At 64.2% G+C, this 15946-nt stretch carries 12 protein-coding genes; 9 read left to right on the forward strand and 3 right to left on the reverse strand.

The features are described 5' to 3' along the window. The first annotated feature begins 82 nt into the window (after window positions 1–82). Window positions 83–1534 (forward strand): efflux RND transporter periplasmic adaptor subunit, encoded by a 1452-nt coding sequence (locus tag BMX27_RS11135; RefSeq protein ID WP_090159894.1) that lies wholly within the window; start codon window positions 83–85, stop codon window positions 1532–1534. Next, on the forward strand, window positions 1534–4923 hold the full coding sequence (locus BMX27_RS11140) for an efflux RND transporter permease subunit (protein WP_090159895.1): 3390 nt from the start codon (window positions 1534–1536) through the stop codon (window positions 4921–4923). The genes BMX27_RS11135 and BMX27_RS11140 overlap by 1 nt, the downstream gene beginning before the upstream one ends. On the opposite strand, the gene BMX27_RS11145 is transcribed toward BMX27_RS11140, so the two are convergent. Continuing rightward, window positions 4920–5675: a protein-disulfide reductase DsbD domain-containing protein gene (locus tag BMX27_RS11145; protein WP_090159896.1), complete on the reverse strand. Its 756-nt coding sequence runs from the start codon at window positions 5673–5675 to the stop codon at window positions 4920–4922. The two genes, BMX27_RS11140 and BMX27_RS11145, sit on opposite strands and share 4 nt — an antisense overlap. 106 nt (window positions 5676–5781) lie before the next feature. Here BMX27_RS11145 and BMX27_RS11150 point away from each other — a divergent pair, with 106 nt between their 5' ends. Then, window positions 5782–6348 (forward strand): YqgE/AlgH family protein, encoded by a 567-nt coding sequence (locus BMX27_RS11150; protein WP_090159897.1) that lies wholly within the window; start codon window positions 5782–5784, stop codon window positions 6346–6348. A gap of 24 nt (window positions 6349–6372) precedes the next feature. Then, complete coding sequence (locus BMX27_RS11155; RefSeq protein WP_090159898.1) at window positions 6373–8286, forward strand: cation:proton antiporter domain-containing protein; 1914 nt, start codon at window positions 6373–6375, stop codon at window positions 8284–8286. Between the two features lie 74 nt (window positions 8287–8360). Here the strand turns inward: BMX27_RS11155 and BMX27_RS11160 are convergent, their stop codons facing one another. Beyond that, window positions 8361–8954: a TlpA family protein disulfide reductase gene (locus tag BMX27_RS11160; protein ID WP_090159899.1), complete on the reverse strand. Its 594-nt coding sequence runs from the start codon at window positions 8952–8954 to the stop codon at window positions 8361–8363. 19 nt (window positions 8955–8973) lie between these two features. On the opposite strand from BMX27_RS11160, the gene argH reads away from it, so the two are divergent. The 5 genes from argH (at window position 8974) to BMX27_RS11185 (ending at window position 14915) form a co-directional block, all read left to right on the forward strand. After that, a complete protein-coding gene (argH, locus tag BMX27_RS11165) occupies window positions 8974–10362 on the forward strand; it encodes an argininosuccinate lyase (protein ID WP_090159900.1) in 1389 nt (462 codons plus the stop codon). Next, window positions 10341–10556, forward strand: a complete 216-nt coding sequence (locus BMX27_RS11170; protein ID WP_090159901.1) for a hypothetical protein — start codon at window positions 10341–10343, stop codon at window positions 10554–10556. The genes argH and BMX27_RS11170 overlap by 22 nt, the downstream gene beginning before the upstream one ends. Window positions 10557–10578: 22 nt before the next feature. Continuing rightward, on the forward strand, window positions 10579–10896 hold the full coding sequence (locus tag BMX27_RS11175; RefSeq protein WP_056035724.1) for a DUF2834 domain-containing protein: 318 nt from the start codon (window positions 10579–10581) through the stop codon (window positions 10894–10896). 112 nt (window positions 10897–11008) lie between these two features. Next, complete coding sequence (gene lysA / locus BMX27_RS11180; protein ID WP_090159902.1) at window positions 11009–12274, forward strand: diaminopimelate decarboxylase; 1266 nt, start codon at window positions 11009–11011, stop codon at window positions 12272–12274. 58 nt (window positions 12275–12332) lie between these two features. Next, on the forward strand, window positions 12333–14915 hold the full coding sequence (locus BMX27_RS11185; protein ID WP_090160018.1) for a TIGR02302 family protein: 2583 nt from the start codon (window positions 12333–12335) through the stop codon (window positions 14913–14915). A 40-nt stretch (window positions 14916–14955) separates the two neighbouring features. On the opposite strand, the gene BMX27_RS11190 is transcribed toward BMX27_RS11185, so the two are convergent. Beyond that, window positions 14956–15894 carry a zinc-ribbon domain-containing protein gene (locus BMX27_RS11190; RefSeq protein WP_256212480.1) on the reverse strand — a complete coding sequence of 313 codons (939 nt, stop codon included), beginning with the start codon at window positions 15892–15894 and terminating at the stop codon, window positions 14956–14958. Between the last annotated feature and the right edge of the window lie 52 nt (window positions 15895–15946).

Raw genomic sequence — 15946 nt, forward strand, 5'->3', positions numbered from 1 at the left:
TCAGCACGGCCTTGTGACGTCATGTCGCTGGCCTTGGGGCCAAACTGGTCTAAGTTTGGACACTGAAGCAAAGGGATAGTGCATGCGTTTTCTGAGGCGGAGTCTGACGGGTCTGTTCCTGCTGGCGGCAACCCTCGCCCTGCTCGTGGTGGCCGGCAACACGGTGCGGGGCGCCATCGTTGCACGCATGAACGAAGAGCCGCGCAGTTTCCCTCAGCGCGAACGTGTCTTTGCCGTGAACGTCACGCAGGTGACCGCAGGCACCATCGCGCCGGAACTGCGGACCTTTGGCGAATTGCGCAGCCGGCGCAGCCTGCAGGTGCGGGCCGCCGCCGGCGGAACCGTGCTGGAGGTTTCCGATGCTCTGGTCGATGGGGGCCGGGTTGCCGCCGGCGACGTTTTGCTGCGGATCGACCCGGCGACGGCACAGGCGGCCCGCGACCGGGTTGCCGCCGGATTGCGCGACGCCGAGGCCGAGGTGCGCGACGCGGATCGGGGCCTGACATTGGCACAGGATGAATTGGTCGCAGCCGAGCGTCAGGCTGCTTTGCGCCAGACGGCGCTGGACCGCGCGCGCGATCTGGCCACGCGGGGGATCGGCACACAGCAAGCTGTCGAAGAGGGCGACCTCGCATTATCCAGCGCACAAAGCACGGTTTTGACCCGCAGGCAGGCGCTGGCCAATGCCGAAGCGCGCATCGATGCCTCTCGGACCGCGCTGGATCGGGCCGAGATCGACCTTGCCGAGGCCGAACGGACGCTGGTGGATACGACGGTGACTGCACCCTTTGCTGGTGTTCTGGCGGATGTGACGATCACGCCGGGCGCGCGGGCGACGGCGAACGAACAGGTGGCGACGTTGCTGGATCCTGATTTGCTGGATGTGTCCTTTCGCGTGTCGACCGATCAATACGCGCGCCTGCTGGACGAAACCGGTCGCGTGACGGGTTTGCCCGTGCAGGTGACGCTGGATGCGCAGGGCATGCCCGTCACCGCACGCGGACAGGTGGACCGTGTTGGCGGCGCGGTCGGCGAAGGTCAGACAGGCCGTCTGCTGTTTGCAGCACTGGACGCAGGCCGGGCGTTTCGTCCCGGCGATTTCGTCACCGTCACCGTGACCGAGCCGGAACTGACGGATGTGGCGCTGGTCCCGGCGACGGCCGTGGCCGCCGACGGCACCGTTCTGGTGGTCAATGCCGAAGACCGGTTGGACAGCGCACAGACCGAAATCCTGCGTCGTCAGGGGGATGATGTGATCATTGCCGCCGCAGGGCTGGACGGTGCGCGGATCGTCTCTGAACGCTCGCCCTTGCTGGGGGCGGGGATCGGTGTGCGGCCGTTGTCGCCCGATGGCACGATGCCCGAGGCCGATCCGCCGATCGCACTGGATGACGACCGTCGCGCGCGCCTCAAGGATTATGTCGAAACCAGCCAGATGCCCGACGCGGTGAAAACACGGATCCTGGCCCAGCTGGACGCGCCAGAGGTTGACGCCGAAACGGTCGCCAACCTTGAACGCCGGATGGGCAGCTGATGGCTGCGGGGGGCGACAGGCTGACGGCCGGGGCAGGCGGTATCCTGTCCTATTTCGTGCGGCATCGGACCATCGCCAACCTGCTGCTGTTCGTGATGATCGGGGCGGGCCTGCTGGCTTGGCCGAACATGCGGGCCCAGTATTTTCCCGATGTCGTGGCCGGCGGGATCGATGTGACGGTGACATGGGACGGTGCGGGTGCCGAGGCCGTGGACGAGGGGATCGTGCAAGTGCTCGGCCCCGCGTTGCTGGCGGTCGAGGGGGTCGAGGCCTCTGAATCCTCTTCCAGCGAGGGGCGCGCCCGTATCGAACTTGAATTCATGCCCGGCACGGATATCGACCGCGCGGCCGAGGATGTGCAGGCGGCCATCGATTCGGCGACCAACCTGCCGGAGGATGCCGACGACCCCGAGATCCGCCGCGGCGGCTGGTCGGACCGCGTGACCGACGTTGTCATCACCGGGCCGGTCAGCGTCGATCAATTGGGGCGTTTTGCCGATGAAATGGTCATCCGCCTGTTCGAAGAGGGCGTGACGCAGGCCACCGTGCGCGGGATCGCTGCACCCTCGACGATTGTCGAGGTGCCGCAGATCAGCCTGATCGAATACGACATCGGCCTGGCGGACATCGCCGCACGCATCAACGAAGAGGCGACCGGCAGTCCCGCGGGCGATGTGTCGGGGTCTGCCCGCGTGCGCACGGGTGTCGCAAAACGGACCGCCGATGAAATCTCGGACATTGCGCTGCGGTCGAACCCTGACGGATCGACCCTGACGGTGGGCGACGTGGCGACCGTCAGGGTCGAAGGTGCCGACCGCAGCCGCGCCTATTTCGTCGGTGAAAACCCGGCGGTGCTGATCAGTGTGGTCCGTTCCGCCGCCGGGGACGCCATCGGATTGCAGGAAAGTGTCGAAGAGGTTGCAGCGGAACTGGCGGCGACCTTGCCCGCGGGCACAACGATCGATCTGGTGAACGGCCGCGCCGAACAGATCACGGGACGTCTGAACCTGTTGTTCGAAAACGGTCTGATGGGGCTGGCGCTGGTCGTTATCCTCTTGTTCCTGTTCTTGAATGCGCGCACCGCCTTTTGGGTGGCGATGGGCATTCCTGCGGCCATGCTGGCAGCCATCGGTTTGATGTATCTGACCGGGGTCACCATCAACATGATCAGCCTGTTTGCGCTGATCCTGACGCTGGGCATTGTCGTGGACGACGCCATCGTGGTGGGTGAACACGCTGATTATCGCGCGCGTGAGCTGGGAGAATCGCCCAAGGTTGCGGCCGAAAACGCCGCCCGGCGCATGTTCAGCCCGGTGTTTTCCGCCACCCTGACGACGGTGATTGCGTTTTTCGGGCTTGTTGTGGTCGGGGGGCGTTTCGGTGACCTGATCGCGGATATTCCGTTCACGGTGATCGTGGTTCTGCTGGCGTCCTTGGTCGAATGTTTTCTGATCCTGCCGCATCACCTGAGCCATTCGATCGGCCCGAACAACGGCCAGGCCTGGTATGATGCGCCGTCGCGTTTCGTGAACCGCGGATTCCGTTGGTTCAGCGAGCGTCTGTTCCGGCCGTTCATGGCGCTGGTGATCCGGGCGCGTTATCCCGTGTTCGCCGGGGTCGTCCTGATCCTTGCGACGCAGGTGACCCTGTTCATTCAGGGCGATGTGCGCTGGCAGTTCTTTTCGTCGCCCGAACAGGGTGAGGTGACGGGCAATTTTGCGATGTTGCCCGGTGCGACCCGGTCCGACACGCTGGAAATGATGCGCGAGATGCAGCGCGCCGTGGATGCGACCTCGCAGGCGTTCGAACAAGAAACCGGCGTCTATGCCACGACCTATGTGGTGTCCGAAATCGGTGGCAACGCCGGCCGAGGCATTTCGGGGGCCGACGAAAAGGACCCCGATCAGCTGGGTGCGGTCAGCGTCACCCTGATTGACGCGGACCTGCGGCCCTACAGCTCTTCGGATTTCGTGACGCGCCTGCAGGATGAGGTCGTGCAGCATCCGCTGGCCGAAACCGTCAGTTTCCGCCGCTGGGGCGGGGGGCCGGGCGGTGACAGTCTGGATGTGCAGATGTTCGGTGCCGATGCGATCACGCTGAAACAGGCGGCAGAGGCGCTGAAATCGGAACTGGCGCAATTCGCCGAAATCAGCGGGCTTGAGGATACGTTGCCTTATGACAAGGAAGAACTGTCGCTGGAACTGACCGCGCAGGGGCAGGCGCTGGGTCTGAACATCGACGCCCTTGGTCGCACGCTGCGCGACCGGCTGGGCGGGATCGAGGCGGCCAGCTTTCCCGACGGAACCCGGTCAGCCACCATTCGCGTGGAACTGCCAGAGGGTGAGTTGGAGGCCGATTTCCTGGAACGGACGCTGGTGCGGACCGACACCGGCGACTACGTGCCGCTGGCGGATGTGGTCAGCGTGACCAGTCGCACGGGATTTTCGACCGTACAGCGCGAAAACGGCATCCCGCTGTTGTCTGTCGTCGGCGACCTGTCTGACGACAACCCCGACCGCGCGGCCGAGATCAACCAGATCATCAACGACACGATCCTGCCCGATATCGAGGAACGTTTCGGCATCGAAACGCAGTTGTCGGGCCTGTCCCAGCAAGAGGCGGATTTCCTCAATGATGCGCGCAACGCGCTGATCCTCGTGCTGGCCGGGATTTTCCTGAGCCTTGCGTGGATTTTCGGTAGCTGGACGCGGCCGCTGGTCGTGATGGCGATCATTCCATTCGGTCTGATCGGGACGATCTACGGGCACAATGCCTGGGGCATCCCGATGAGCCTGTTCACCGTGATCGGGATGATCGGGATGGTGGGCATCATCATCAACGATTCCATCGTGCTGGTGACGACGATTGACGAATACGCACAGGACCGCGGGCTGGTGCCTGCGATCATCGATGGTACGGTCAACCGGCTGCGTCCCGTATTGCTGACCACCCTGACGACGGTGCTGGGTCTGTCGCCGCTGCTGTACGAGGGATCGGTTCAGGCCGAATTCCTGAAACCCACCGTGGTCACGCTGGTCTATGGTCTGGGGTTCGGCATGGTGCTGGTGCTGATCGTGGTGCCGTCGCTGATGGCGATGCAGGCCGATTTCAACCGACAGATCATGGCCGCACGCCGTGCGTTGCGCGGGCGGCGTATGGCGATGTGGTTGCCCGTGGGGCTGGGCGCACTGCCGGCGCTGGGGCTGTTTGCGGCATTGGTCGCCCCGTTGCTGCTGTTTGGTCAGGGATGGGCCGCGGTGACGGCATTTCTGCCTGCCTTGGGCAACCTTGGTGCGGCGCTGGGCGCATACCTCGTGCTGCTGGCTGTCGCACTGCTGGCGGTCTATGCGGTCGGGCTGATTGCCGCGGGGCTGCGGCGCAGGGTCTAGCCTGCCGTGCAACCTGTCACGTCAACGGCACGGTCCGACCCCAGAACGGTGAACCGCAGTTTGCTGCGATCCAGTGCAAAGGCCTGACCGTCGCGCACCAGCCGTGCCGTTGCCGTCAGACTGTCGCCTGCACGCATCACTTGTGGTTCCGACACCCAGACCTGTGGATCGGCCGTTTCGATCACGACGGCCTCTTGGGTGCCGGTGGGCGGCAGATGCAATGTCGCGGTCAGGATCAGCCCGTCGTCGGCCTGGGTCAGTCGGCAGGTGGCGTGGCCACCGGGTTGCGGCTGGTCCAGCAGGGCCGCGATGATCGCGGGTGTCGGCGCACCGGCAGGGCCAAGTGGTGCATCAAAACGCAGGCTGATCGGCACGCAGATATCGAGACATACGCCGATATCCAGCGATCCGGTCAGATGGTCGGTTCCGGCAGGCACTTCGATCGGTAGGACGAGGTTTTCTGAATAACCGACCGACCGCATCCCGTTCTGGTGAAACACGATCGGCGTCGGCCAGTGCAGTTGCGCATCCGCTGTGCCTTCGAGCGACAAAAGCGGCGGAATGCCCGCGTCGCCGGGTGCCCGCCAATAGGTTTTCCATCCCGCAGGCAGCTTCACGCGCAGGGCCGTCATGCGGGTACCCTGTGCGGTGGCGTGGCCCGGCAGGACCGACAGTTCGACATCGACGGGTTGCGCCTGTGCGGACAATGCGGACAGGCAGGCGGACAGCGCGAGGGCGGACAATGTTTTCATGCCACATCAATGCCCCGGACCATGTGTCATGGAAAAGGCATGAAAGAAGACCTCTCTCAACCGTGACCGTCTTGCACAGTTGCGGGCGGGGGCGCATCATCGGCCAATGGACGTCTTTGACAATCTGTGCGGCAAGTTGCTGATCGCGATGCCCGACATGGGTGACCCCCGGTTTTCGGGGTCCGTGATCTATATCTGCGACCACTCTGACGAGGGGGCCATGGGGTTGATCGTGAACAAGCCCATTCCGCAACTGCGCCTCAAGGCCCTGCTGGAACAGATGTCGATTCCAACAAGCGCCGATGCGCGGGACATGGCGGTGCATTTCGGCGGGCCGGTGGAAAAACAGCGCGGATTCGTCCTGCATGACGGGGCATACCGCAGCGGTGACAACACGGTGCCAGTGACCGATGACGTCTGCATGACAGGCACCCGCGACGTGCTGGAAGCACTTGCCCAGGGTCAGGGTCCGACCTCTTGTCTGATGGCGCTGGGTTACGCGGGTTGGTCGCCGGGGCAGCTGGAATCCGAAATCACGCAGAACGCCTGGTTGACCGGTGAGGCCACGCCGCAACTGCTGTTCGGTCGGGCGCATGAACACAAATGGACGGGTGCGCTCAGGGCGATTGGCATCGACCCACTGCTGCTGTCGGCTGCGGGCGGTCATGCCTGAGACCCCAAGCCCAAGGAATCACCGATGACCGATGTGCTGATGCTCGCCTTTGTGTTTCTTGTGGCGGGGGTTGCCTCGGTTCCGATCGCGACGCGGTTCGGGCTGGGGTCCGTGCTGGGCTATCTGATTGCCGGGGTGCTGATCAGCCCGTTGCTTGGGTTGATGGCCGTGGATGTGGAATCGATCCAGCATTTTGCCGAATTCGGGATCGTGATGATGCTGTTTTTGGTCGGGCTCGAACTTGACCCGGCCAAGCTGTGGGACATGCGCGCGCGTCTGCTGGGGCTGGGCGGCGGGCAGGTGGTGCTGACCATGCTGGCCGTGACCGGGGCCGCGATGGCATTGGGACAAACCTGGCAGGTTGGTCTGGCCATCGGTGCGGTGCTGGCGTTGTCATCCACCGCCATCGTGCTGCAAACGCTGAACGAAAAGGGTCTGATGCGCAGCGACGGCGGTCAGTCGATGTTTTCGGTGCTGCTGATGCAGGACATTGCGGTGATCCCGATGCTGGCGCTGCTGCCCTTGCTGGCCACGGGGATCGGGGCAGAGCAGGCAGCCGATGCGACCCATGACCTGAGCCTCGTCGCGGGGCTGTCGGGCTGGCAGACGGCATTAGTCAACGCGCTGGCGGTGATCGCGGTGATCGTGGTGGGCTATACGCTGACAGGCCCGGTATTCCGGTTCATCGCCAAGGCGGACCTGCGCGAGTTATTCGTCGCCGCAGCGCTGATGATGGTCGTGGGGATCGCGCTGCTGATGACGCTGGTCGGGCTGTCGCCTGCGCTGGGCACCTTCATCGCTGGTGTGGTGCTGGCGGGCAGCGATTGGCGTCACGAGCTGGAAGCCGATATCGACCCGTTTCGGGGTCTGTTGCTGGGGTTGTTTTTCATGACCGTGGGCGCTGGCATCAACTTTGCCTTGCTGGCGGATCAGGCGGTGGTGGTGATTGCACTGACGCTGGGGTTGCTGCTGTTGAAAGGTGCCGTGCTTTGGGTGCTGGCGCTGGCGTTCCGTCTGGAACGCACGGACCGCTGGCTGTTTGCGCTGGGATTGGCGCAGGCGGGCGAATTCGGGTTCGTGCTGCTGTCATTCGTCACCGCTGGCCGGATTCTGCCGCAGGACATCGCGGATACGCTCTTGTTGGTAGTCACCCTGTCGATGCTGCTGACGCCCGCGCTGTTCATCCTGTACGAACGGGTGATCCTGCCGCGCGCGGATCAGGACCTGCGCGCGGCGGATACCGTGGACGAGGCCCCGCAGGTCATCATTGCAGGCCACGGGCGGTTCGGTGGTGTGGTCAAACGCATCCTCGAGGGCGGCGGCATCCATCCGGTTGTGATCGACTACAGCGCGCGGCAACTGGACATGCTGCGCGTCTTCGGGATGCGGGCCTATTTCGGTGATGCCAGCCGCCCCGAGATGCTGGAGGCCGCCGGCATCCGTGACGCAAGGATGCTGGTGGTGGCTATCGACGACCGCGACAGTGCCACCCGGATCGTGGCGCATGTCCACGAAAACTATCCCCATGTGCATATCGTTGCGCGGGCGCGAGACCGGCATCATGTCTATGAATTATATGCTGCCGGATGCCGTGACATCATCCGCGAAACGTTCGACAGTGCCGTGCGCACCGGGCGGTCGGCGCTGGTTGCGATGGGAACAGCGCCTGAAACCGCTGATCGCATGACCAGCGGCTATGTCGACGACGACCGCGCGCTGTTGATCGCGATGGCCCCGGTATTCCAGCAGGTCGCGGGCAACCCGATGGCAACGGAATATGTGGAAAAGACCCGCGCATTGCGCGCGTTGCAGGATCAGATCTTTGCCGAGGGCGGGGCGAGTTTCGGCCAGTTGAAATCACGCATGGCGGCGCGGGGTGACGATGTGGACGAGATCGTGCGCACCACCGGCATGGCGCTGCAACCGCGCGACGAATAAACGCAGCACAGGCTGATCAGTGCGGGAGCCTCCGGCGGGAGTATTTCCGGCAAGATGATGCGGGCGCGCGGTGCTCAGTCGTCAGCGAGGGCGCGGATGATGTTTTGCGCGCTGTCGCTGGACCAGTCGGCCTCGCCCAGCAGGCGGGCGATTTCCTGCCCCTGCGCGTCCACGATGATCGTGGCCGGGAGGCCCAGCACGCCAAAGGCGCGTGCCATGGATTGATTGGCGTCCGTCGCCTTTGGCAGATTGGTCACGCCGATTTCAGTGAAAAACCGGTCGATGCCTGCGGGGTCGTTGCGCCCGGTCGCGACTGTCAGAACCGCGGCCTCTTCACCCAGCGCCGTCTGCAGGGCGGACAAATGCGGCATTTCCACCCGGCAGGGCGCGCACCATGTGGCCCAGAAATTCAACACGACCGGTTTGCCTGCATAATCCGTCAGGCTGGCCTGTGTGCCGTCCTCGGACACGAAGGTGACATCGGGCAGCGGGACGGGGCCGGACCACGTCAGCTTGCGCATGTCGCCGTCTGCGAGGTCCTGAAGTGCGATGGTATTCACCGGCGAGGGTGTGGGGGCGGGTGTCAGAACGCCGGAGCCGACGGTCAGCACTGCGATTGCAAGGCAGGCAGCGCCCGTATAGATCAGCGTTGATGTTTTCAAAGCCAAAGGGCGGCTCCTTTTTGTTATGACCGATCACGCGAACACCATGTGGGGCGGCCGCTTTGCCGCCGGACCCGATGCGATCATGGAGGCGATCAATGCCTCTATCGGCTTTGACCGTCGCTTGGCGCAACAGGATATCGCGGGCAGCCGCGCGCATGCGGCGATGCTGGCCGCGACCGGCATCATCACAGATAGCGATGCGGAGGAAATTCGCAAAGGGCTGCTGACGGTCTTGTCAGAAATCGAGGGCGGGACGTTTCCGTTTTCCGCAGCCCTTGAGGATATCCACATGAATGTGGAGGCGCGGCTGAAAGAGATCGTGGGCGAGGCGGCGGGCCGTCTGCACACGGCACGGTCGCGCAACGATCAGGTGGCTGTCGATTTCCGCCTGTGGGTGCGTGACCAATGCGACGCCGCAGATGCGGCGCTGGCCGCCGTGCAAAAGGCGTTGTTGGGTCAGGCCGAGGCCGGGGCCGATTGGGTCATGCCGGGGTTTACCCACCTGCAGGTCGCACAGCCCGTGACCTGGGGCCACCATATGCTGGCCTATGTGGAAATGCTGGGCCGTGACCGTTCCCGGTTTGCGGATGCGCGCAAGCGGATGAACCTGTCGCCGCTGGGTGCGGCCGCACTGGCAGGCACGTCCTTCCCGATCGATCGTGAGATGACCGCCGCGGCGCTTGGGTTTGACGGGCCGATGGCGAACAGTCTGGATGCCGTGTCGGACCGCGATTTCGCGCTGGAATTCCTGTCGGCGGCCAGCATCTGCGCGATGCACCTCAGCCGTCTGGCAGAGGAATTGGTGATCTGGTCGTCTGCGCAGTTCCGCTTCGTCAAGATGTCGGACAAGTGGTCCACCGGGTCCAGCATCATGCCGCAAAAGCGTAACCCCGATGCCGCAGAGCTGATCCGGGCCAAGATCGGTCGGATTTTCGGGGCGAATGTCGCGCTGATGACGGTGATGAAGGGCCTGCCGCTGACGTATTCCAAGGACATGCAAGAGGACAAGGAGCAGGTATTCGACGCCGCCGATAACCTGATGCTGGCACTCGCGGCGATGGCGGGGATGGTCGCTGACATGACGGCCAATCGCGAATCCCTGCGCGCGGCTGCAGCGACAGGATTCAGCACGGCGACGGACCTGGCCGACTGGTTGGTGCGCGAGTTGGGCCTGCCGTTCCGCGAGGCGCACCACGTCACCGGATCGCTGGTCGCCATGGCAGAGGACGCGGGCTGCGATCTGCCTGACCTGACGCTTGCGCAGATGCAATCCGTGCACGACGGTATACGTCAGGATGTGTTCGACGTGCTGGGGGTCGAAAACTCTGTCGCGTCGCGTACAAGTTTTGGGGGCACCTCACCCGTGCGTGTCAGAGAGGCGATTGCGCAATGGCAAAAGCATTTGGGCTGATTGCCGCGCTGGCCCTGATGGGCTGCGGTGTGCAAGGCGACCCGGTCGCGCCGCAGGCGGCGCAGACCTCAGGCGACGGGCCTGTGGTTGCAGCACCGCCGGTGGTATTGGCGGATGGCGTGGGGCGCGTGACCTTGGGGCCGGGCGGTCTACGTCTGGGTGCAGCGGGGATTCCCGCCACCTTGTCACACTAAGAGGGTCTGCATCATGAAGGACATGTCACCGCTGCGCTGGGTCTGGGCCGCACTCGCCGTGTGGGGGGCCGTGCATCCGATGTATTGGTTCGTGTCCTGGTTCCGGGCCGAGGGCTGGTCGCTGGGAGCGATGATCGACGCCTGGTATGTGAACGATGCCACGACGGGCCTGACCTGGGATCTGACGATTGCGGCCGTGACGCTGACGATCTGGGTGCTGGCCGAGGTCGCTGTGCGGCGCAACTGGGTGGCGCTGCTGGCGATCCCGGCCACGTTCTGCATTGGTGTCAGCTGCGGTTTGCCGCTCTATCTGTTCTTGCGCGCCAAACCGATCCGCTGACGCCGTCCGGCGCTGTTTGCGCCTGCGGCGCAAAGGCGCCCCGCCCGCCGTCCCATTGCGCAGCCCGTCCGCCGTGGTATGAGGGCCGCGTCTTTTGGCGCGGGAGTCTGTGGTGGATCATTTCAATTACAAGAATGGCGAACTCTTTGCCGAGGATGTGCCGCTGCGCGATATCGCGGCGGCTGTCGGCACGCCGTTCTACGTCTATTCCAGCGCCACGTTGCTGCGGCATTTCCAGTTGTTCGATGATGCGCTGGCGGACATGGACCACCTCGTCTGCTTTGCCATGAAATCGCTGTCAAATCAGGCGGTGATCCATCTGCTGGGCGAGGCCGGGGCCGGCATGGATGTCGTGTCCGAAGGCGAATATCGGCGCGCCCGTGCGGCGGGTATTCCCGGCGACCGCATCGTGTTTTCGGGCGTGGGCAAGACACGCACCGAGATGCGCACCGCGCTGGAAGGCGGCATCCGCCAGTTTAACGTCGAGAGCGAACCCGAGATGGAAACGCTGAGCGAGGTCGCCACGGCACTGGGCGTGGTTGCACCGATCACGATCCGGGTGAATCCGGATGTGGACGCCAAGACCCATGCCAAGATCGCGACCGGCAAATCCGAAAACAAGTTCGGTATTCCGATTGCGCGTGCGCGCGAGGTCTATGCGCTTGCGGCATCTTTGCCGGGGATCGAGGTGATCGGCATCGACGTCCATATCGGCAGCCAACTGACGGATCTGGAACCGTTCCGCGCCGCCTATGCCAAGGTCGCCGAACTGACCGGGGTGCTGCGCGCGGACGGTCATGACATCCGCAGGCTGGATCTGGGTGGCGGTCTGGGCATCCCCTATTCCACAGGCAACGCGAACCCGCCGCTGCCGAGTGACTATGGTCAGCTGATCAAGGACAGCGTCGGCCATCTGGGCTGCGAGATCGAGATCGAGCCAGGCCGCCTCATTTCCGGGAACGCAGGCCTGCTGGTCAGCGAGGTCATCTATGTCAAAGAGGGGGCCGATCGTCAGTTCCTGATCATCGACGCGGCGATGAACGATCTGATCCGCCCTGCGATGTACGACGCGCACCACGACATTGTCCCGGTGATCGAACCTGCGGTGGCGGCTGATCGCGCTACCTATGACGTGGTTGGTCCGATCTGCGAAAGCGGCGACACCTTTGCCAAGGGACGTCAGATGGCGCAGGTTGGTCCAGGTGATCTGGTCGCGTTCCGGTCTGCCGGTGCCTACGGTGCAGTCATGAGCAGCGAATACAATTCGCGCCCCATGATCCCCGAGGTTCTGGTTCAGCGCGATCAATTTGCGGTTATTCGCGCACGTCCCACCTTTGACGAAATGATTGCGCGCGATACCATCCCTGCGTGGCTGTAGCGACAGCAGCCCGTCACCCCGTCCGAGGAGAGGGCAGCTGAGCCGCACGCACAACGACCTGCCGCATCTGAAACGACCCGTCTTGCTGACGCGTCTGGGGTTGCTCGCCGAACGGGCGACGCGGGCCTTTTGGCCCTTGTGGAGCATGTGTTTCGTCATCCTCGCGCCCCTGATGTTCGGATGGCAGGACCGCCTGACGCTGGAGGCATTCTGGGGGCTGTCGGTGCTGGCCGTGCTGGGGATTTGCAGCGCCCTTGTCTGGGGTGTTCGCCGGTTCACATGGCCGTCCGAATCCGACGCCGTGGCCCGTCTGGATGCCAGCCTGCCGGGGCGACCCATTGCCGCAGTGCGTGACACACAGGCCATCGGCACCGGCGATGCCGCATCAGAAGCCGTCTGGCAGGCCCATGTCGCGCGGATGCGCCGCGCATCGGAAAATGCCCGTGCCGTACAACCGGACCTGCGGGTCAGCGACCGCGACCCCTATGGTCTGCGATTCACCGCGCTGCTGTTTTTCGTCTGCGCCCTGATGTTCGGGTCGGTCCTGCGGGTCGGGTCGGTGTCCGAAATCGCGCAAGGCGGCACACAGACCCTTGCCACCGGTCCCGTCTGGGAAGGCTGGGTCACGCCCCCCGCCTATACCGGGCGTCCGACATTGTATCTGAATGATATTCCGCCGGGCCCGTTGCGTGTTCCGGCGGGGTCCGAAATCACCCTGCGCCTCTACGGCGAGGTCGGCGCATTGACGGTGGATGAAACCGTGTCCGGGCGCACGACTGATATCGCGCCCGCCTCTGATCCCGAACAACGCTTTGTCGTGACGCAATCGGGCCGGCTTGCGATCAGCGGTGAACGAGGCGCGGCCTGGGATGTGACCGCACAGGCGGATGCGGCCCCTAGCGTATCGTTCAATGGCGAAATCGATTCCGACGCGATGGGCGAGTTGCAGCAACCCTTTGCCGCGATGGACGACTACGGTGTCGAGACCGGGTTCGTGACCATCGCGCTGGATTTGGACGCAGTGGACCGCCGTTACGGGCTGGCGGTGGACCCTGATCCGATTGATCCGCTGGTCATTGACCTGCCGATGCCATTCAGCGGCGATCGCGCTGATTTTGAAGAGGTGCTGATCGAAAACCTGTCGGAACATCCGCTGGCCAATCTGCCGGTCACCATGACGCTGACGGTGACGGATGCCGCAGGACAGGACGGCAGTAGCGAAACGGTGCCGATGACGCTGCCGGGGCGGCGGTTTTTCCAGCCGGTGGCGCGGGCCGTAATCGAACAGCGCCGCGACCTGATGTGGAGCCATGACAACGGGCGGCGCATCGCGCAGGTGCTGCGTGCGATCAGCTATACGCCCGAGGATCTGTTCACCAATCAGACCACCTACCTGCGTCTGCGCCAGATCGTCCGCAATCTGGAGAGTTACAACACCGAGGGTCTGACCGAGGATCAGGAGCTGGAACTGACCACGGCGCTGTGGGAACTTGCGATCCAGCTGGAAGAAGGCACGCTGGCCGACGCTCGCGAGCGTCTGCGCCGCGCGCAGGAACGACTAGAAGAGGCGATGCGCAACGGTGCCTCTGACGAGGAAATCGCCGAACTGATGAACGAATTACGCGAGGCCACGCGCGACTACATGCAGATGCTGGCCGACCAGATGGAACCGGGCGAAAGCGGCACGGATCAGCCTGATATGGCGCAGAATTCACAGGAAATGAGCCAGGATCAGCTACAGGCGATGATGGATCGTATCGAAGAGCTGATGCAGGAAGGCCGGATGGCCGAGGCGCAGGCGCTGATGGAACAGCTGAACCAGATGCTGGAAAACATGCGCATTACCCAAGGCGAGGGGCAGGGCGATGGTCCGCGCACGCCCGGTCAGCAGTCGATGCAGGATCTGGCGGATACCTTGCGCGAACAGCAAGAGCTGTCCGACGACGCGTTCCGTGATTTGCAAGAGCAGGGTCAGCAAGGCCAGCAAGGGCAAGAAGGCCAGCAACAAGGCCAAGGTCAGCAACAGGGCCAAGGTCAGCAACAGGGGCAGGGTCAGCAACAGGGACAGGGCAACGAACCCGGCAACCAGCAAGGCCAGGGTCAGGCGCAGAACGACCAAGGCCAGGGTGGTCAGGGCAGCGAGAGCCTTGCACAACGGCAGCAGGCGCTGCGCGACGAATTGAACCGCCAGCGTGGTCAGTTGCCGGGCCTGCCCGGCGATGCGGGCGACCGTGCCGCACAGCAGCTGGACCGTGCCGAAGGTGCGATGGACGGGGCCGAACAGGCCCTGCGCGACGGCGATCTGGGCCGGGCCATCGACCAGCAGGCCGAGGCGCTGGACGCACTGCGCGGCGGCATGCAGGCGCTGGGCGAGGCGCTGGCGCAGAACGAACAGCAAGAACCCGGTCAAGGTCAGGCGCAAGGAGAGACGAATGGTCAGGTGCAACCTTCGCGCCGTGATCCGCTTGGCCGTCAGCTGGGCAATTCGGGTCAGTTCGGCAGTGACGAAAACATGTTGCAGGGCGAAGACACCTACCGCCGCGCCGAGGAATTGCTGGACGAATTGCGCCGCCGGTCAGGCGAACAGAACAGACCTCAGGTCGAACGCGATTATCTGAACCGGCTTCTCGACCGGTTCTGATCCGGCGGACCGGGGGTCTTCGGCCGGTGGGCCGGTGTGATCAGATGTCGCCACCCATCGCGCGGACGAGGGCCTGAACCTGATTGTCCAGCCACAGGCGGCCCGCGTCGACGGCGGCCACATATGCGGCCAGTGGATCGCCCAGCGCGGGCACCATTGCCGCGATCGTGTCGGCCAGCGTGTAGATGGCAACGGCAATCAGGATCAGACCGATGACGGTCAGGAAACCGGCACGCCCGCTCTTGCGATCATTTTCAGCCTGTTCGGTCGGGATGGGGCCCAGCGGGTCGCGTTCGGCGTCTGACCGCAGGGTCGAATTGATTTCCTCGATGTCGGGGAATTGTTCGCGGCGAATGGCAGACTTGGATACCGGGCTTGGCGTTTCACCCTTGAGCCGGGCCAGACGTTCGCGGCCTTCGTCCTCGGGCGGGAGGGGGCGGCGCGGTTTGACCGCGGCGGGCTGCGGCTCGGGATCACGCAGCGCCATATCGGCCTGCCCGGCAAAGGGATCGCCGGCTTCGGCCTTGCGCGCGGCTTCTTCGTGGGCGGCCTCTTCGCGCAGGATTTCCGCAATCGACGCCTCCAGCGGGCGACGCTGGGCGGGCGCGGCTGCGGCTGCGGGCACATCCTGCGCTTGTGGCGGGACGGCCGGTGCATCATCGACCACGACGCTGTTGTCGTCGGTTACAGCGTCAGCGGGGTCGTCCTGCATGTCGGCGTCATCATCGGGCGCATTGCCGTCGTCGTCCGCTGCGAATGGATCATCCATCGGATCAGGGTCCGCCTCGCGCGGTTCTGGCGCGCGCGGGGGTTCGACCGCACCCATGCTTTCGGCGGCATCAGAGGGGGCATCGGCCGATTCGAACCAGGTATGCGCGCAGTTCGAACACTGCACATCGCGCCCGCCTGCGGGGATCACGTCGGCGTCGACCTCGTAGGTCGCGCCACAATTCGGGCAGATCAGTCGGATCGTCGCCATACCAAGTCCTTCGTCGGCTTGCCGAAGTTACGACACAGAAGTTTCACGGGAT

Origin of the sequence: Loktanella sp. DSM 29012, from assembly GCF_900110705.1 — a bacterium.
Classification (GTDB): Bacteria; Pseudomonadota; Alphaproteobacteria; order Rhodobacterales; family Rhodobacteraceae; genus Loktanella; species Loktanella gaetbuli.

Coding starts and splice junctions, on each gene's coding strand:
- BMX27_RS11150 (WP_090159897.1), top strand. CDS start 5,782: ATGGACGTCTTTGACAATCTGTGCGGCAAGTTGCTGATCGCGATGCCC.
- BMX27_RS11145 (WP_090159896.1), bottom strand. CDS start 5,675: ATGAAAACATTGTCCGCCCTCGCGCTGTCCGCCTGCCTGTCCGCATTG.
- BMX27_RS11170 (WP_090159901.1), top strand. CDS start 10,341: ATGGCAAAAGCATTTGGGCTGATTGCCGCGCTGGCCCTGATGGGCTGC.
- BMX27_RS11190 (WP_256212480.1), bottom strand. CDS start 15,894: ATGGCGACGATCCGACTGATCTGCCCGAATTGTGGCGCGACCTACGAG.
- BMX27_RS11155 (WP_090159898.1), top strand. CDS start 6,373: ATGACCGATGTGCTGATGCTCGCCTTTGTGTTTCTTGTGGCGGGGGTT.
- BMX27_RS11135 (WP_090159894.1), top strand. CDS start 83: ATGCGTTTTCTGAGGCGGAGTCTGACGGGTCTGTTCCTGCTGGCGGCA.
- argH (WP_090159900.1), top strand. CDS start 8,974: ATGACCGATCACGCGAACACCATGTGGGGCGGCCGCTTTGCCGCCGGA.
- BMX27_RS11140 (WP_090159895.1), top strand. CDS start 1,534: ATGGCTGCGGGGGGCGACAGGCTGACGGCCGGGGCAGGCGGTATCCTG.
- BMX27_RS11175 (WP_056035724.1), top strand. CDS start 10,579: ATGTCACCGCTGCGCTGGGTCTGGGCCGCACTCGCCGTGTGGGGGGCC.